Source organism: Mesorhizobium sp. ANAO-SY3R2 (assembly GCF_042466635.1).
In the GTDB taxonomy this organism is placed as follows: domain Bacteria; phylum Pseudomonadota; class Alphaproteobacteria; order Rhizobiales; family Rhizobiaceae; genus Aminobacter.
Genome location: NZ_CP159955.1, coordinates 152,873 through 167,495, shown reverse-complemented (window position 1 = coordinate 167,495; position 14,623 = coordinate 152,873). Strand labels below are relative to the sequence as shown.

At 62.4% G+C, this 14,623-nt stretch carries 15 protein-coding genes; 6 read left to right on the top strand and 9 right to left on the bottom strand.

The window, feature by feature from the left end:
- Positions 1-100: 100 nt before the first annotated feature.
- Both ABSY17_RS05525 and ABSY17_RS05520 read right to left on the bottom strand, forming a co-directional pair.
- Entirely contained in the window at positions 101-463 is a 363-nt protein-coding gene (locus ABSY17_RS05525; protein ID WP_378947715.1) for a cell division protein ZapA, read from the bottom strand.
- A gap of 7 nt (positions 464-470) precedes the next feature.
- A complete protein-coding gene (locus tag ABSY17_RS05520; RefSeq protein WP_378947713.1) occupies positions 471-743 on the bottom strand; it encodes a DUF4164 domain-containing protein in 273 nt (90 codons plus the stop codon).
- Between the two features lie 262 nt (positions 744-1,005).
- On the opposite strand from ABSY17_RS05520, the gene tkt reads away from it, so the two are divergent.
- The 3 genes from tkt (at position 1,006) to ABSY17_RS05505 (ending at position 6,189) form a co-directional block, all read left to right on the top strand.
- Complete coding sequence (gene tkt, locus ABSY17_RS05515) at positions 1,006-2,994, top strand: transketolase (protein WP_378947710.1); 1,989 nt, start codon at positions 1,006-1,008, stop codon at positions 2,992-2,994.
- Positions 2,995-3,016: 22 nt separating this feature from the next.
- Positions 3,017-4,027 (top strand): type I glyceraldehyde-3-phosphate dehydrogenase, encoded by a 1,011-nt coding sequence (gene gap, locus ABSY17_RS05510; protein ID WP_378947708.1) that lies wholly within the window; start codon positions 3,017-3,019, stop codon positions 4,025-4,027.
- A 296-nt stretch (positions 4,028-4,323) separates the two neighbouring features.
- A complete protein-coding gene (locus ABSY17_RS05505; RefSeq protein WP_378947705.1) occupies positions 4,324-6,189 on the top strand; it encodes a potassium/proton antiporter in 1,866 nt (621 codons plus the stop codon).
- 100 nt (positions 6,190-6,289) lie between these two features.
- Here the strand turns inward: ABSY17_RS05505 and ABSY17_RS05500 are convergent, their stop codons facing one another.
- Positions 6,290-7,078 (bottom strand): putative phage abortive infection protein, encoded by a 789-nt coding sequence (locus ABSY17_RS05500; RefSeq protein WP_378947702.1) that lies wholly within the window; start codon positions 7,076-7,078, stop codon positions 6,290-6,292.
- A gap of 296 nt (positions 7,079-7,374) precedes the next feature.
- Here ABSY17_RS05500 and ABSY17_RS05495 point away from each other — a divergent pair, with 296 nt between their 5' ends.
- Entirely contained in the window at positions 7,375-8,571 is a 1,197-nt protein-coding gene (locus ABSY17_RS05495; protein ID WP_378947699.1) for a phosphoglycerate kinase, read from the top strand.
- 366 nt (positions 8,572-8,937) lie between these two features.
- Positions 8,938-9,963, top strand: coding sequence for a class I fructose-bisphosphate aldolase (locus tag ABSY17_RS05490; protein WP_378947696.1), 1,026 nt, complete (start codon positions 8,938-8,940; stop codon positions 9,961-9,963).
- Between the two features lie 185 nt (positions 9,964-10,148).
- On the opposite strand, the gene ABSY17_RS05485 is transcribed toward ABSY17_RS05490, so the two are convergent.
- The 4 genes from ABSY17_RS05485 to ABSY17_RS05470 all read right to left on the bottom strand — a co-directional run bounded on the left by ABSY17_RS05485 (position 10,149) and on the right by ABSY17_RS05470 (position 13,158).
- Positions 10,149-11,099, bottom strand: a complete 951-nt coding sequence (locus ABSY17_RS05485; RefSeq protein WP_378947693.1) for a diguanylate cyclase domain-containing protein — start codon at positions 11,097-11,099, stop codon at positions 10,149-10,151.
- A 280-nt stretch (positions 11,100-11,379) separates the two neighbouring features.
- Positions 11,380-12,066 carry an outer membrane protein gene (locus ABSY17_RS05480; protein ID WP_378947690.1) on the bottom strand — a complete coding sequence of 229 codons (687 nt, stop codon included), beginning with the start codon at positions 12,064-12,066 and terminating at the stop codon, positions 11,380-11,382.
- A gap of 249 nt (positions 12,067-12,315) precedes the next feature.
- Positions 12,316-12,729 (bottom strand): hypothetical protein, encoded by a 414-nt coding sequence (locus ABSY17_RS05475; RefSeq protein ID WP_378947687.1) that lies wholly within the window; start codon positions 12,727-12,729, stop codon positions 12,316-12,318.
- A gap of 69 nt (positions 12,730-12,798) precedes the next feature.
- Complete coding sequence (locus ABSY17_RS05470; RefSeq protein WP_378947684.1) at positions 12,799-13,158, bottom strand: DUF4189 domain-containing protein; 360 nt, start codon at positions 13,156-13,158, stop codon at positions 12,799-12,801.
- A gap of 275 nt (positions 13,159-13,433) precedes the next feature.
- Between ABSY17_RS05470 and ABSY17_RS05465 the strand changes: the two genes are divergently transcribed.
- Entirely contained in the window at positions 13,434-13,685 is a 252-nt protein-coding gene (locus ABSY17_RS05465; protein WP_378947681.1) for a DUF982 domain-containing protein, read from the top strand.
- Between the two features lie 108 nt (positions 13,686-13,793).
- Here ABSY17_RS05465 and ABSY17_RS05460 read toward each other — a convergent pair whose 3' ends face one another.
- Positions 13,794-13,949, bottom strand: a complete 156-nt coding sequence (locus ABSY17_RS05460; RefSeq protein WP_378947679.1) for a hypothetical protein — start codon at positions 13,947-13,949, stop codon at positions 13,794-13,796.
- Positions 13,950-14,271: 322 nt separating this feature from the next.
- Complete coding sequence (locus ABSY17_RS05455) at positions 14,272-14,430, bottom strand: hypothetical protein (RefSeq protein WP_378947676.1); 159 nt, start codon at positions 14,428-14,430, stop codon at positions 14,272-14,274.
- Between the last annotated feature and the right edge of the window lie 193 nt (positions 14,431-14,623).

The window sequence follows — 14,623 nt, the reverse complement described above, 5'->3', positions numbered from 1 at the left end:
TGGGAGTTTCAAGAACATTGACCAGCCCCCCTGCCCGGACCGGGCGACGCTGGCCATCGTGAGCGGCGGCGATCCGCTCGACAGATCGGGCTCGCCCGCCCTATCCCTTCCGCGTCAGGCTCAGCGCCATCTGCTCCATGCGCTCGGCCAGTGCCTCGAGCGCGCCGGTCAGCGCCGCATCGTTCTTGTCGGCCTTGGTGAGCGCGTCGTCGCGCGTCTTGCGCAGCGTCTGGACCTCGCTTTCCATGCCCTTGACGCGCTTCTGCAATTCGCTGAGTTCGTCCATCACCATGATGCCGGCCATGACGGTCAGGCGCTGGTCGCCGATCTCGCCGAACGAATCCTTGAGATGCATGACATAGCGGTCGAAGCGGCTGGCGAGGTCGATCAGGTGATCTTCCTGCCCTTCGTCGCAGGCCATGCGGTATTGCTTGCCGTCGATGGTGACCGTGACCTGCGCCATCTCCACCCTACCTGTCCAGCACGGCGCGGATCGTCTCCATGGCGGTCACGAGCCGCCGCGAGACTTCCTTGTTGGCTTCTTCGAGCCGTTCCGCCCGGGCTTCCGAATTGTCGAGCTCCTGCGCCAGGCGGGCGCGGTCGGCGTTCATGCGCTGGACCTCGGCCTCGGCCTCGCCATAATCTTGCTCGTGTTCGAGGCGCGCGGCGACGGCGCCTTCCAGCGTGTCGATCGCCCTGCCGAGCCGGGCTATAACTTCCTTGAGTGTCGTTTCCCCGGTCATGGTTCCCGTATGGACCCTCGCCCATCACCGAATCGCGCCCATTTCAGAACGCGTTATGCCTGAAACATTAGGCACCGGTTGAAGGAGGCGTCAACAAAGCTGTTTCGGCTTTCCCCCGATAAGGCATCCCAGCCGTGGCCCGATGCCGCAAAGAAGGGGTGAAAACGCACCGATTTGTTGACTCAAGCCCTGCGCCTGCTATGTGTCGCGCACTTTTCCGGGGCTCCCGTCGCCCCACTTTCCAAGGGTTATGGGAGGGACGATGTCCTCGCGCGAAAAACACGACCGGATGGCCAACGCGATCCGCTTTCTGTCCATGGACGCCGTCGAAAAGGCAAATTCGGGCCACCCCGGCCTGCCGATGGGCGCGGCCGACATCGCGACCGTCCTCTACACCCGCTTCCTGAAGTACGATCCGGCCAATCCGCACTGGCACGACCGCGACCGCTTCGTGCTGTCGGCCGGCCACGGCTCGATGCTGCTCTACTCGGTGCTCTACCTCTCGGGCTACGAGGACATGACCATCGAGGAGATCAAGAATTTCCGCCAGCTCGGTTCGAAGACCGCCGGCCATCCCGAATACGGCCACGCCACCGGCATCGAGACGACCACCGGCCCGCTAGGCCAGGGTCTCGCCAACGCGGTGGGCATGGCGCTCGCCGAGCGCATCCTGAACGCCCAGTTCGGTGACGGCCTCGTCGACCACTACACCTACGTTCTCGCCGGCGACGGCTGCCTCATGGAAGGCATCTCGCAGGAGGCGCTTTCGCTTGCCGGCCACCTCAAGCTCAACAAGCTGATCGTCTTCTGGGACGACAACAACATCTCCATCGACGGCCCGATCTCGCTCGCCGACTCGACCGACCAGCGCGCCCGCTTTGCAGCGTCGGGCTGGAACACGCTTGCCATCGACGGCCATGACCCCGAGGCGATTGCCGGCGCCATCGAAGCCGCCAAGCGCTCCGACCGTCCGACCATGATCGCCGCCAAGACCACCATCGGCTTCGGCTCGCCGGCCAAGGCCGGCACCAACAAGGTCCACGGGTCACCGCTGGGTGCCGCCGAGATCGAGGCGACGCGCAAGGCGCTCGGCTGGGAATACCCGCCCTTCGAGATCCCGTCCGACATCCTCGACGCCTGGCGCCTGGCCGGCCTGAACGCAGCCAAGAAGCGCGTCGACTGGGAAAAGCGTCTCGCCGAGACCGGCACCGAGGTCCGCGCCGAGTTCGAACGCCGCATGCGCGGCGACCTGCCGGCCAATTTCGACGCCGTGATCGCCGAGTACAAGAAGAAGCTCGCCGCCGACAAGCCGAAGGTCGCTACCCGCAAGTCGTCGGAGATGGCGCTCGAGGTCATCAACGGCATCGTGCCCGAGACCATCGGCGGCTCGGCCGACCTGACCGGCTCCAACAACACCAAGACCAGCCAGACCAGCAACATCGCCCCCGGCGACTACGGCCACCGCTTCGTCCATTACGGCATCCGCGAACTCGGCATGGCGGCGGCGATGAACGGCATGGCGCTGCATGGCGGTGTCATCCCCTATTCCGGCACCTTCCTGTGCTTCTCCGACTATGCGCGGCCGGCGATGCGCCTGGCCTCGCTGATGGGCATCCGCGTCGGCTTCGTCATGACCCATGATTCCATCGGTCTCGGCGAAGACGGCCCCACCCACCAGCCGGTCGAGCACCTCGCAGCGCTCCGCGCCATTCCCAACCACATCGTCTTCCGCCCGGCGGACGCGATGGAAGCCGCCGAATGCTGGCAGCTGACGCTGGAAAACCGCAAGACGCCGTCGACGCTGGCACTCACCCGCCAGAACCTGCCCGCCGTGCGCACCGAATTCGTCGAGGAAAACCTCTGCGGCTACGGCGCCTACGAACTGGCTACCGCCGATGGCGAGGCCCAGGTCACCATCTTCGCCACCGGCTCGGAGGTCGAGATCGCGCTCAACGCCCGCAAGCTGCTGCAGGCCGCCGGCCATCCGACCCGCGTCGTCTCGGTCCCGGCCTTCGAGCTGTTCGACAAGCAGAGCGCGGAATACCGCAAGGCGCTGATCGGCAACGCCAAGGTCAAGGTCGCCATCGAGGCCGGCATCCGCATGGGCTGGGACAGCTTCATCGGCACCGACGGCATCTTCATCGGCATGCACGGCTTCGGCGCCAGCGCCCCGATCGAGGATCTGTACAAGCATTTCGGCATCACCGCCGAGGCTGCCGCCGACGCAGCCAAGGCCCGGCTTCAGGCTTAAGACGTTCCCAGGAGAACCAACCATGACCGTTAGAGTTGCCATCAATGGTTTCGGCCGCATCGGCCGCAACATCCTGCGTGCCATCTATGAATCGGGCCGCAAGGACATCCAGGTCGTTGCCGTCAACGACCTCGGCCCGGTCGAAACCAACGCCCACCTGCTGCGCTACGACAGCGTGCACGGCCGCTTCCCGCTCGAGGTCAAGGTCGACGGCGACAGCATCGTGATCGGCGGCGACAAGATCAAGGTCACCGCGGTCAAGGATCCGTCGCAGCTGCCGTGGAAAGACCTCGGCGTCGACATCGCGCTCGAATGCACCGGCATCTTCACCTCGAAGGACAAGGCCTCGGCGCATCTCGTTGCCGGCGCCAAGCGGGTCATCGTCTCGGCTCCGGCCGACGGTGCGGACCTGACCGTGGTCTATGGCGTCAACCACGACAAGATCACCAAGGACCACATCGTCATTTCGAATGCGTCCTGCACCACCAACTGCCTGGCACCGGTCGCCAAGGTCCTCAACGACGCCTTCGGCATCGAAAAGGGCTTCATGACCACCATCCACGCCTACACCGGTGACCAGCCGACGCTCGACACCATGCACAAGGACCTCTACCGCGCCCGTGCTGCGGCAATGTCGATGATCCCGACCTCGACCGGTGCTGCCAAGGCTGTCGGCCTGGTGCTGCCGGAACTGAAGGGCAAGCTCGACGGCGTGTCGATCCGCGTGCCGACCCCGAACGTCTCGGTCATCGACTTCAAGTTCGTGTCGAAGAAGCCGGTCACCGTCGAAGAGGTCAATGCTGCGCTCGTCGCTGCTGCCAACGGCCCGCTCAAGGGCATCCTCGCCTTTACCGATGAGCCGCTGGTCTCCATCGACATGAACCACAACCCGGCGTCGTCGACCTTCGCGCTCGACCAGACCAAGGTCATCGAGGGCAACCTCGTGCGCATCATGTCCTGGTACGACAACGAGTGGGGTTTCTCCAACCGCATGGCCGACACCGCCGTCGCCATGGCCAAGACCATCGCCTGATCAGGCACGCAATTCGGGCCGCTTGGGCCTGCTGACGACGCCCGGCTTAGGCCGGGCGTTTTCATTTTTTGTCGCAGTGCAAAAAAATCTTTTCAGAGCCGCGCATGTCGGCCAGGGCGTCCAAGGGACGCCGTAACAGCTTGAATTCGTGCATGATCCCTTCCGAGAAATCGGGACGATTTTTCGGGTCATGCACAAAGACAGGCGGTCAAAAAACCATTCTCGCTTGCGCATGGCCATTTCTTCGCCGCACTCTCGCACGACGCAGCAATGAACTGCTTCGCGGGCGAGTCTTTATGGAACAGGCGATTTATCTGGTCACGCTGGTGAGCACCGCTCTGGTGGTCGCCGCGGCGTTTTCGAGCCTCGTCGCCTTCCGCTTCGGCGCGCCCCTGCTGCTTTTGTTCCTCGGCATCGGCCTCGCCAGCGGCGTCGATGGCCTCGGCATCGTCTTCGACAACGCCCACCTCGCCTATTTCGTCGGCTCACTGGCGCTGGCGCTGATTCTCTTCGATTCCGGCTTCAGCACCTCGCTCGGCGTCCTGCGCCAGGCCGGCATGCCGGCGCTGACGCTGGCAACGATTGGCGTGGCGATCACGACGGTGATCTTCGGCGTCGCCGCCTACTATCTCACCGGCTTTACCTGGCTCGAATCCTTCCTGCTGGGGGCTGCCGTCGCCTCAACAGACGCTGCCGCCGTGTTCTTCCTCTTGCGCGCCGGCAACATCAATTTGCGCGAACGCGTCCGCTCGACGCTTGAAATCGAGTCCGGCACCAACGATCCGATCGCCATCTTCCTCACCATCACGCTGGTCGAGATCATCGCCATCGGCGCCAAGCCCGAGGCCGACCTTTTGCTCGTCGATCTCGTTCTCGGCTTCTTCGTCCAGATGATCCTGGGCGCCGCTATCGGCCTGCTCGGCGGCTTCCTGATCGTCAAGCTGGTCGAGCGGTTCAACCTCGACCGCGGCCTGCTACCGATCTTCGTGCTGACCCTGTCGCTGATGGTGTTCGCCACCGCTGGCGCCATCGGCGGGTCGGGCTTCCTCGCCGTCTATCTTGCCGGCCTCGTCGCCGGCAATTCCGACATCCGCGCCGTCTCGACGCTGAAGCGCTTCCAGGAAGGCATGTCCTGGCTCGCCCAGATCATCATGTTCCTGGTGCTCGGTCTGTTCGCCACGCCCTCGCAGTTCCCCGCCATCCTGGCGTCAGCGCTGCTGCTCGGCCTGTTCCTGATGTTCGTCGCCCGCCCCATCGCGGTCTGGCTGTGCCTGATCCCGTTCAAGCTGCCGCGCCAGGAAACCGCCTTCATCTCCTGGGTCGGCCTGCGCGGCGCGGTCTCCATCCTGCTCGCCATCACCCCTCTGCTCGGCGGGCTGGAAAATGGCCGCGCCATCTTCAACATCGCCTTCATCATCGTGCTCGCCTCGCTGGTGGTCCAGGGTTGGACGGTCGGCCCGCTGGCCCGCCGCCTCGGCCTGATCGTGCCACAGCGCTACGGCCCGCTCGACAAGGTCGAGCTCGAGCTGCCGGGTTCGGCCACCCACGAACTGCTCGCCTATCGCGTCGTGCCGGGCAGCCCGGTGGCGAAGGGACAGCGCGTCCCGCGCTGGGCCCGTCCGTCGCTGGTCGTGCGCGACGGCCGCTCGATGCGCTTTCAGGACATGGGCCGGCTCACCGCCGGCGACCACGTCTACATCTTCGTGCCCGACCGCTATCCCCGCCTGCTCGACCGGCTGTTTGCCAGCCGCGTCGAGGTCGAGGACGAGGACGAGGATTTCTTCGGCGCCTTCACCGTCGACCAGAGCCATCCGGCCGCCCAGCTCGCCGCCATCTATGGCGCGACGCTGAAGGACGAGGAGAAGAAGCTCACCATCGGCGACCTGATCAAGCAGCGCCTCGGTGGCCGCGTCGAATATGCCGACCGCGTAGCCCTCGGGCCGATCGACCTGATCGTCCGCGACGTCGACGAAAAGGGCCGCATCGTCGCGGTCGGCCTGTCGATCGAACCCGCCCCGCCGCCGCCGACGGTGCCGCTGTTCCTAAGCGGCAGCGAGATCGGCGACCGCATCCGGCGCTTCTTCGCCCGCAAGTCGCCCAAGGCCCCCGCCAAGCCGGACAAGCCCGCCACCAGCGCCGAAAGCGTGGCCGAAGACGCGTGAGGCTAGTGGTTGTCGTACGATCTGTTTCCAAGCACTGGGATCCCCTCACAGGGACAGGCCGGAGAGGGAAGGCTGTCATGACAAAACAGGTCAAGAAGGCCTAGTCAGGTCGATCTTCAAACGCTTGCGGGGGATAACATTTGGCCAAGTATTCACGCCCGAATTCTTCCGGAAGATACTTCAGAAGCCGAAACTCGGTGATGAGATCAGCCAAATCCTTCGACACAGGGTTGAGACCATTGAAGCCAGCCAGTGCGACCTCGTGTGAAGAGAGTTGGCTGCGAAACAGGTTTGCATAGCGACGCTTTTCCGCTGCTGTAAGGTGTTTGTCGTCCTTTATGCGGAACAGGATTGTATAGAGCAGCCGAAAGTAGGGGCCGGTCGTGCTTTCGTATCGATCGATCACTGCCTTCTCATAAACTCTCCCAACGAACGCTGGCTCGATCTTTTCCGGTGAAAGACTATTCAGCCTCCAAAGCATCTCAAAATTCGCACGGCGAATCGCTTCGAGGCCGCCTGCCAAGATGTTGCGTATCGAGTTGATATGATGGGCGTCAGCGTAACCTTCGCCATACTTGAACTGGACCGCATCGCGAGCCTCTCGAAACAGCCGCAGCACCTCAAAGTAGGTGCCCTCGAACCGTTGTATGTGCTGGTCCCGTTGCGCTTCGTCGATTTGTCGTTGTTGAAGACGCAGCGTGAAAAAGACGGCCGCAAACGCTAGCGTAGACATCAGGGCATTCAAGGCCCCGAAAGTATCTCCCCACTGACCCGCGACCTCCGGGTCCCAAGATAGCTGCATGCGCTTGCCTAGCGACGGGTGAAAGAACCAGACTAACCACAAGACAAAAGCGCCAATCGCGACGCGCCGTACAACCCGATCTTCCATTCTACTGATCCCCCGGTAATTGAGGCTTCATATCACGCATTTCACCGACGCTGTAACCATCACGGGAACGCGCCGAACCAGAGACGGATACCTGATCGCTAAGGCTAACTCAGTTCACACTAGCATCTGTTTCATACCCGTTATGAGTTCTACGATTTGAATGATGACCATGCGCATCTGCCAGTAGGACACTAACTTTTTGCCAGATTTTCCGACCGCGCACCCCGCGCAAACCTTGCATCCACGCCTGCGCTGGCTATGGTCCGCGCGATCTCTCCAAGCGAAAGGGAACCCCCATGGCCGGCTTCAGGACTCTCGACACCATCGGCAACGTCAGCGGCAAGCGGGTGCTGGTCCGCGTCGACCTCAACGTGCCCATGGCCGACGGCAAGGTTTCGGACGCCACCCGCATCGAGCGCGTCGCCCCCACCATCACCGAACTTTCCGACAAGGGCGCCAAGGTCATCCTGCTCGCCCATTTCGGCCGCCCGAAGGATGGCCCTGATCCGGCCCTGTCGCTGGCGCCGATCGCTGCCGCCACCGCCGAGGTCATCGGCCGCCCGGTCGGCTTCGCTGCCGACTGCATCGGCGACAAGGCTGCAGCGGCCGTCGCCGCCATGAACGACGGCGACATCCTGCTCCTCGAAAACACCCGCTTCTACAAGGCCGAGGAGAAGAACGACGCTGCCTTCACCGAACAGCTCGCCGCCAATGGCGACATCTTCGTCAACGACGCGTTTTCGGCCGCCCACCGGGCGCATGCCTCGACCGAGGGCCTCGCCCGCAAGCTCCCCGCCCATGCCGGCCGCACCATGCAGGCCGAGCTCGAGGCACTGGAGAAGGGTCTCGGCAACCCGGTCAAGCCGGTCGTCGCCATCGTCGGCGGCGCCAAGATCTCGACCAAGCTCGACCTCTTGATGAACCTCGTCCGCAAGGTCGACGCGCTGGTCATCGGCGGCGGCATGGCCAACACCTTCCTCGCCGCGCGCGGCACCAAGGTCGGCAAATCGCTGTGCGAGCACGATCTTGCCCAGACCGCCCGCCAGATCATGACCGAGGCCGTCGAGGCCGGCTGCGCCATCGTGCTGCCCACCGACGGCGTTGTCGCCCGCGAGTTCAAGGCGGGCGCGGCCAACGAGACGGTCGCCATCGACGCCGTGCCCGAGGACGCAATGATCCTCGACGTCGGCGACAAGACGGTGGCTACCATCAATGACTGGATCGACCGCGCGGCGACGCTCGTCTGGAACGGCCCGCTCGGCGCCTTCGAGATTGAGCCCTTCGACAAGGCGACGGTCGCCGCCGCCAAGCACGCGGCTGCCCGCACCAAGGCCGGCAAGCTCGTCTCGGTCGCCGGCGGCGGCGACACGGTCGCAGCCCTCAACCATGCCGGCGTCGCCGACGATTTTACCTATGTCTCGACCGCCGGCGGCGCTTTCCTCGAATGGATGGAAGGCAAGGAACTGCCCGGCGTCGAAGTGCTCAAGGCCTGAGCCACAGCAATTCTTTCCTGGTCCCAGCGCGGCCACGCGCTGAGATTCAGGTCAGGCCGAGTCGAAAATGGTGAGAGTCGAGAACCGGAGCGGAGCGTACTTTTACAGCGCCGCGCGCCCTTTCGGGCGCGCAAAGGACGCTGTAACACTTTGAAACGGTGCACGATCCTTTCCGAAAATCGAATCCGATTTTCGGGGTCGTGCACTACGTGAGCACAGGAAGCGCAGACACTCGCCATTTGCAGGCCGGCCTCACCTGAAGCTAAAACGATTGAAATAAATTCAATCGGTTATAGGCTTTGACCCACCATTCCGTTCCGGTAGTGCTTCTGCTATGCGCCCGGCATCAGCACAGGAGATTTTTTGATGAGCGAACGTCTCGAAGACATCGCCGCGGCGATGGTCGCCAACGGCAAGGGCATTCTGGCTGCGGATGAAAGCTCCGGCACCATCAAGAAGCGTTTCGACGTCATCGGCGTCGAGTCGACGGCCGACAGCCGCCGCGACTATCGCGAGATGATGTTCCGCACCACCGAAGCAATGACGAAGTACATCTCCGGCGTCATCCTCTATGACGAGACCATCCGCCAGAAGGCCGCCGACGGCACGCCGCTGGTCGACCTCATCAAGGCTTCGGGCGCCATTCCCGGCATCAAGGTCGACGCCGGCGCCAAGGCGATCGTCAACTTCCCCGGCGACACCATCACCGAAGGCCTCGACGGCCTGCGCGAGCGCCTTGCCGAGTACTACAAGCTCGGTGCCCGCTTCGCCAAATGGCGCGGCGTGATCGACATCGACACCACGAAGAACGTGCCTTCGAACTACACGCTCTCGGCCAACACCCACGCGCTGGCCCGCTACGCGGCGCTTTGCCAGGAAGCCGGCATCGTTCCGATCGTCGAGCCCGAAGTGCTGATGGACGGCGCCCACGACATCGACACCTGCTACGACGTCACCAAGGCGACGCTGGTCAAGCTCTATGACGAGCTCTACGCCGCGCGCGTTACCCTTGAAGGCACGATCCTGAAGCCAAACATGGTCATCGCCGGCAAGAAGTCGGGCAAGAAGAACTCGCCCGAAGAGATCGCCGAAAAGACCATCAAGCTGTTCCGCGAGACGGTTCCGGCAGCGGTTCCGGGCATCGCCTTCCTGTCGGGCGGCCAGTCCGACGAGGAGGCCACTGCCAACCTCAACGCCATCAACGCCATCGGCCCGCATCCGTGGAAGCTGACCTTCTCCTATGGCCGCGCGCTGCAGGCAGCACCGCAGAAAGCATGGTCAGGCAAGGTCGAGAACCTGGCTGCCGGCCAGGCCGCCTTCACCCACCGCGCCCACATGAATTACCTGGCCGCTCTCGGTCAGTGGAAAGCGGATCTCGAAAAGGCCGCGTAAGCCAAGCCGCTTCGCACGAACTCACAAAGCCCCGCGTCGCGCGGGGCTTTTTTTGCTTTTTGAAGTGCGCGCAGTCCCGGCAATCCGGCCGCAACCAGTTGCCCGTCGGCGCGAGACCACCAGGCCCTGAATTGCACGACAAAGCGAGTTGCTCCGGCCCCACATGGCCAGACTTCGAATCAGGACTACGCGGATCCGTTGCGGCGAGAGGCTATGGTCTCATCGGCGCTCGACAGATGATGCCCGATCAATTTTGAGCGCACATCAATGAGATTGCCGCTGGATTTTGCTGCGTACATCAGCCAGTCGGCCTGGTCCATGAGTGCATCGAACGACACGCCGGCTGATGCTTCGGCCAATCCGATCGCAGCGCCGACCTGCAGCAGATTGTCGTCGATGACGACGAGTTCCGCGACCGCCTTTGCCAGGTCGAAGAAGCGGGCCAGCGAAAATGCATCGCCAGCCTGGTACAAGGAGATGACCCCGAACTCGTCGCCGCCAAGGCGGGCCACGAAGTCCCGCCTGTCCCCCCACTCGACAAGCCTCTTGGCGACGACCTGGAGCAGCCGGTCGCCCATCGAATGCCCGAACTTGTCATTGATGCGCTTGAAGCGGTTGAGGTCGATGTAAGCGAGGAACAGCCGGGTATCCGGCGTCAGCCTGGCCAACGCACCGCGCAGATGGGTTTCGAAAGATGATCGGTTCTGGATGCCGGTCATCACATCGACCTGGGCGGCCTGCAAGATCGCCCGCTCGAACGCCTTGCGCTCGGAGTTGTCGAGAAGGATCTCGATATCGAAACTCTCGCCGGCGATTCGTCGTCGCTGCGCACTTATGAGCGTCGGTATGATGCGCCCACTGGCGTGCTGCATATCCACTTCAGCGAGTTCGTAGAAGCCCTGCGTTTCGAGCAGCCTCATCCTCTCGCAGCGTGCGGGATCGTCCATCGAATAGGGCAGATCGACCCCGATAGATTGCCCCTCGATCTCGGCCCAAGTGCGTCCGATCAGGCGCAGATAGGCCGGGTTCACCTTGATGTAGCGGGAGTTGTGGTCGGTCGTGGAAATCGAAAACGGCACCGGAGACAACTCGAACAGGTCTCTCAAGGCCGCGCCAAGAACCTCATCGGAAATCATCGCCCAACTTCCACCCACTTGCACCGAAATCGACTGACTGGTGTCGAGCCGCGTTCGTCATGGCGTAGATGGGTACTGCGTGCCTGTTAAATATAGTTGAATGCTCGGCGCCACAGAACAGCCGCGCGCCTGAACTGGCTCGCCGCACTTGGCCCGACAGGGGAGCGCAAGCTGCACCGCCTCGCACCCACTCACGAAAGCCCCGCCTCGCGCGGGGCCTCTTACATTTCGACCAAAGCAAAACCCCGGCACGAGGCCGGGGCTTGAGCTGGTTCGCCGATCAGAATTTGTAGGAGATGCCGAAGCGAACATCGTTCGTCTTCAGATCGACCTTGTTTGTCCACCAACCGTCCGGATCGGTAATGGTCTTGTTCCCAAAGTCGGTATAGCGATACTCGAAGCGGGCAATCAGATTGTCCGTTACAGCATATTCAAGACCTGCGCCGAGGGTCCAGCCGGTGTAAGTTCTGGAAGCTGAGAACCTACTATCCCAATCTGGGACCTCTCCTCCATACTTGTACTGTCCGAACGCCAAACCGCCCGCAACATAGGGAAGAAAGCGATCAGCAGAGTAGCCAACTCTTGCTCGAACGCTACCCGCCCAATTTAGCTTCGCTGTCCCGAACCCATCATCCGCTTGGGCATCGTTGTAGTAGTAAAGGCTGGTGCCTTTGATGTTGCCGCCGTAAACGTCGGCTTCAGCACCAAGAACAAAGTTGTTTGCGAGTTGCCAATTGTAACCTACGAAGACGCCACCAAACCCACCCTTGGGGTCGTACTCCATTTGATAGTCGGTATTGAAAGGCTCGACGTAGTCCGACCGACCCCAAGCATAGCCAGCCTGGATGCCAACATAGACGCCAGACCAGTTGTAAGCTGCGGCACCTTCCTGCACGACGACGTCGGCGGCGTGCGCACCGCCAAGGGTCGCGAGAAAAAACGCCGACGCAATGATATGAGATTTCACAGTAGTTGCCCCCATGAGCTGCCTGCCGAATTCCTCGACGATACAGCTCAAATTTGCAACCCAGCGTGGTGCTGTGTGGTATTCAAAATTTATGATTGTTACATAATAAGCACATGGTTTAGTTGATTGCCGACCATCGCTTCAACCAAAGGCCGAACCCTCGATAGCCTGCTGCAGGCCACCAAAAGCATCACGGGCGCCGCCTGTCGAGCGCCGCCCAAACAGGCGCAGCCAGCATCGCCAAAGGCCTCAATCCCCGTAAGTATAAGACGCGCACATGTCGTCGCTGCTTTCAGGCGGCTCATCGCCGGTGAACACCGCAACGATCGTCAGGCCGTCGCTGCCGGCCCAGTTGGCAAGGTAGGAAACATCGCCTGAGCCGCACAACCGGTTGCCGTTCTCCAGTTCGGGATCGGATGGGTTTTCGACGCTGTAGACCGAGGCATTCACCCGCCGCCCATCGACGATGAAGTGATCGCCCACAAGGGCCGAGAAAGACAAAGACTCACCATTCGCAAAGGTGATGCCGAAATCATCCATCGAAATGTCACCGGTGATGCTGACTGCGGTGTTGCTGTAGGCGGTGTAGGTGTCGCCCTCGGCGAATGCCGGTGCACCACTGGCGACCAGCAGGGCGAAAACGGTAGCCAAGATCTGTTTCATTCTTCCCTCTTGTACCAATCGCCAACGGCAGCAGCGGCCGCACGCTGTCCGCGCGGCCGCAAGTTCAGCTTATTGGCAGTCCGAAACGATGATCTTGCAGTTAGGGCAGTCTTCGAGCGCCTTGCTCTCGGCGACCTTCTTGGTCTCGCCAAAGCCGATGCCGTAGTTGACCCTGTCGCCGGCATAGGCGCCGCACTGCTCGAACCAGACCGCGACTTCGCAGCTGTCGTTGCCTGCCGCCTTGCACGTCTTCAAGGCGTTCTTCTCGGCTTCTTTCTGCGTCGAGCCCCAGCCCACGCCGTAACCGGCCTCTTCGGCGGCAACGCCCTGCCCGTCATTGACCGCAATAGCCCCGAATGCGAGCGCAGCAGTGGCCTGTAGGCCGACCACGGCAGCGACTGCCAGGCCGAGCCTGATTTTATGCAACATCGATGTTCCCCAATATCCGACGGCCCTTCATGGTCCGCCATGCCCCTGGCCTATTTGCCAAGCTCTGCCTTCTGTCACGTAAGACTGGACGCCCGCAAGACGACAGCAAATACAAACCGCCGCCACCTTGCATCCCGGATAATGAAACGTTGATGGCTGCTTGCAATCGACCGAGCCGACCGCCGCCTACCCCGGCTGCCGGCCAACATCCTCACGATACGCAACCAAGACGTTATGTTGCTCGCTTCCCTGGCTGGTATGGCGTATGAGCAGCCATGGAAAATATCAGGTTTGAAACGCCCGTCATCGTGAAGGTCGATCCGGCCGGCACCATGCCGATCTACACCGCCAAGGAAGCCTCGGCATTTCTGCTCAACAACTGGCCCGGCAAGCGCAGCCCCAAGCATCGCGCAGCCTTGCAGGCATGCTCCGACGCCATCTCGGGCGACAAGCCGGCGATGGCCGCCCGGCGGGCTTTCGTCGTGGCGGCGCGCGAGGCCAATATCTTCGTCAAGGACGAGGACTGAAATCTCCCCGGCGCATCGGCCCGAAGATCGCAATCGATTTCGGGAACACGATGCACAATTTCAAAAGTCTGGAGCGTCCTTTGTGCGTCCAAGCGGGCGCACTGTGAGCTACTCCGTTTCCGCTTCCGGGGCCGTTTCGGCCTCGTCGGCCGATTTGCCGCGTTCCCTGGCCTCGGCCTTGGCGGCCAGCTTGTCGGCCTTCTTCATCGCCTTGGCGCGATCGCGGTCCCGGCGTTCCTGGCTGTAGTTGATTGGCTTGGGCATGGATCGTCCCTTTCTGGTTCATGTCTGCCTAGGTCGATCCGAAGCGGAACACAACAAGTCGTGGCCAAAGATGTGGCCGCAGCCGAAAACGTGAAGGCAAAGCCTGACGAGCGCAGCAGCGGACGCCTGGAATGCCGCTCAAGGCGCGTCTCCTTCCGGCACAGCAAATCCTGGCACGCGCCGTGCTTGGCACCGGCTACCGGCGTCAGCCGGTCCTGATTGCCGCAAATCAGGGGTCGGCTCGCCGAGGTGGGCAGGGGTTTTGCTCCGGCGGGCGCGACCGCAACGCGGCTCAGCACTATCTTGGTACCAAGCGCGGCAGCTATCCGTGCCCGAGCAGGGCCGTCACCGAGATTGCCGCCAGCGCCAGAAGCGCCAGCTTCCAGAAGTCGCGTCTCTTCCGCAGACCCGGCAGGCCCAACGGCTTGATGATCTGGATCGCCATGATGGCGATGATGATGAGCGACAGTGCCTTCGACATGACCGTGTTTGATCAACTTCCCGCCCACCTGTCAAAGCACTGCCGAACGATGCAAAGGGCGCTACAGTCGATGAACAGCGGCCGTGCGGAAAACCGTGCAAAATATCGGACATATTCGGCCTTGCTGAAGAGCCTTGAACCAAGGTCAAATGGACGCCGCCTCGGCCAAGCCGCTAAAAGGAAAGTCGACAGG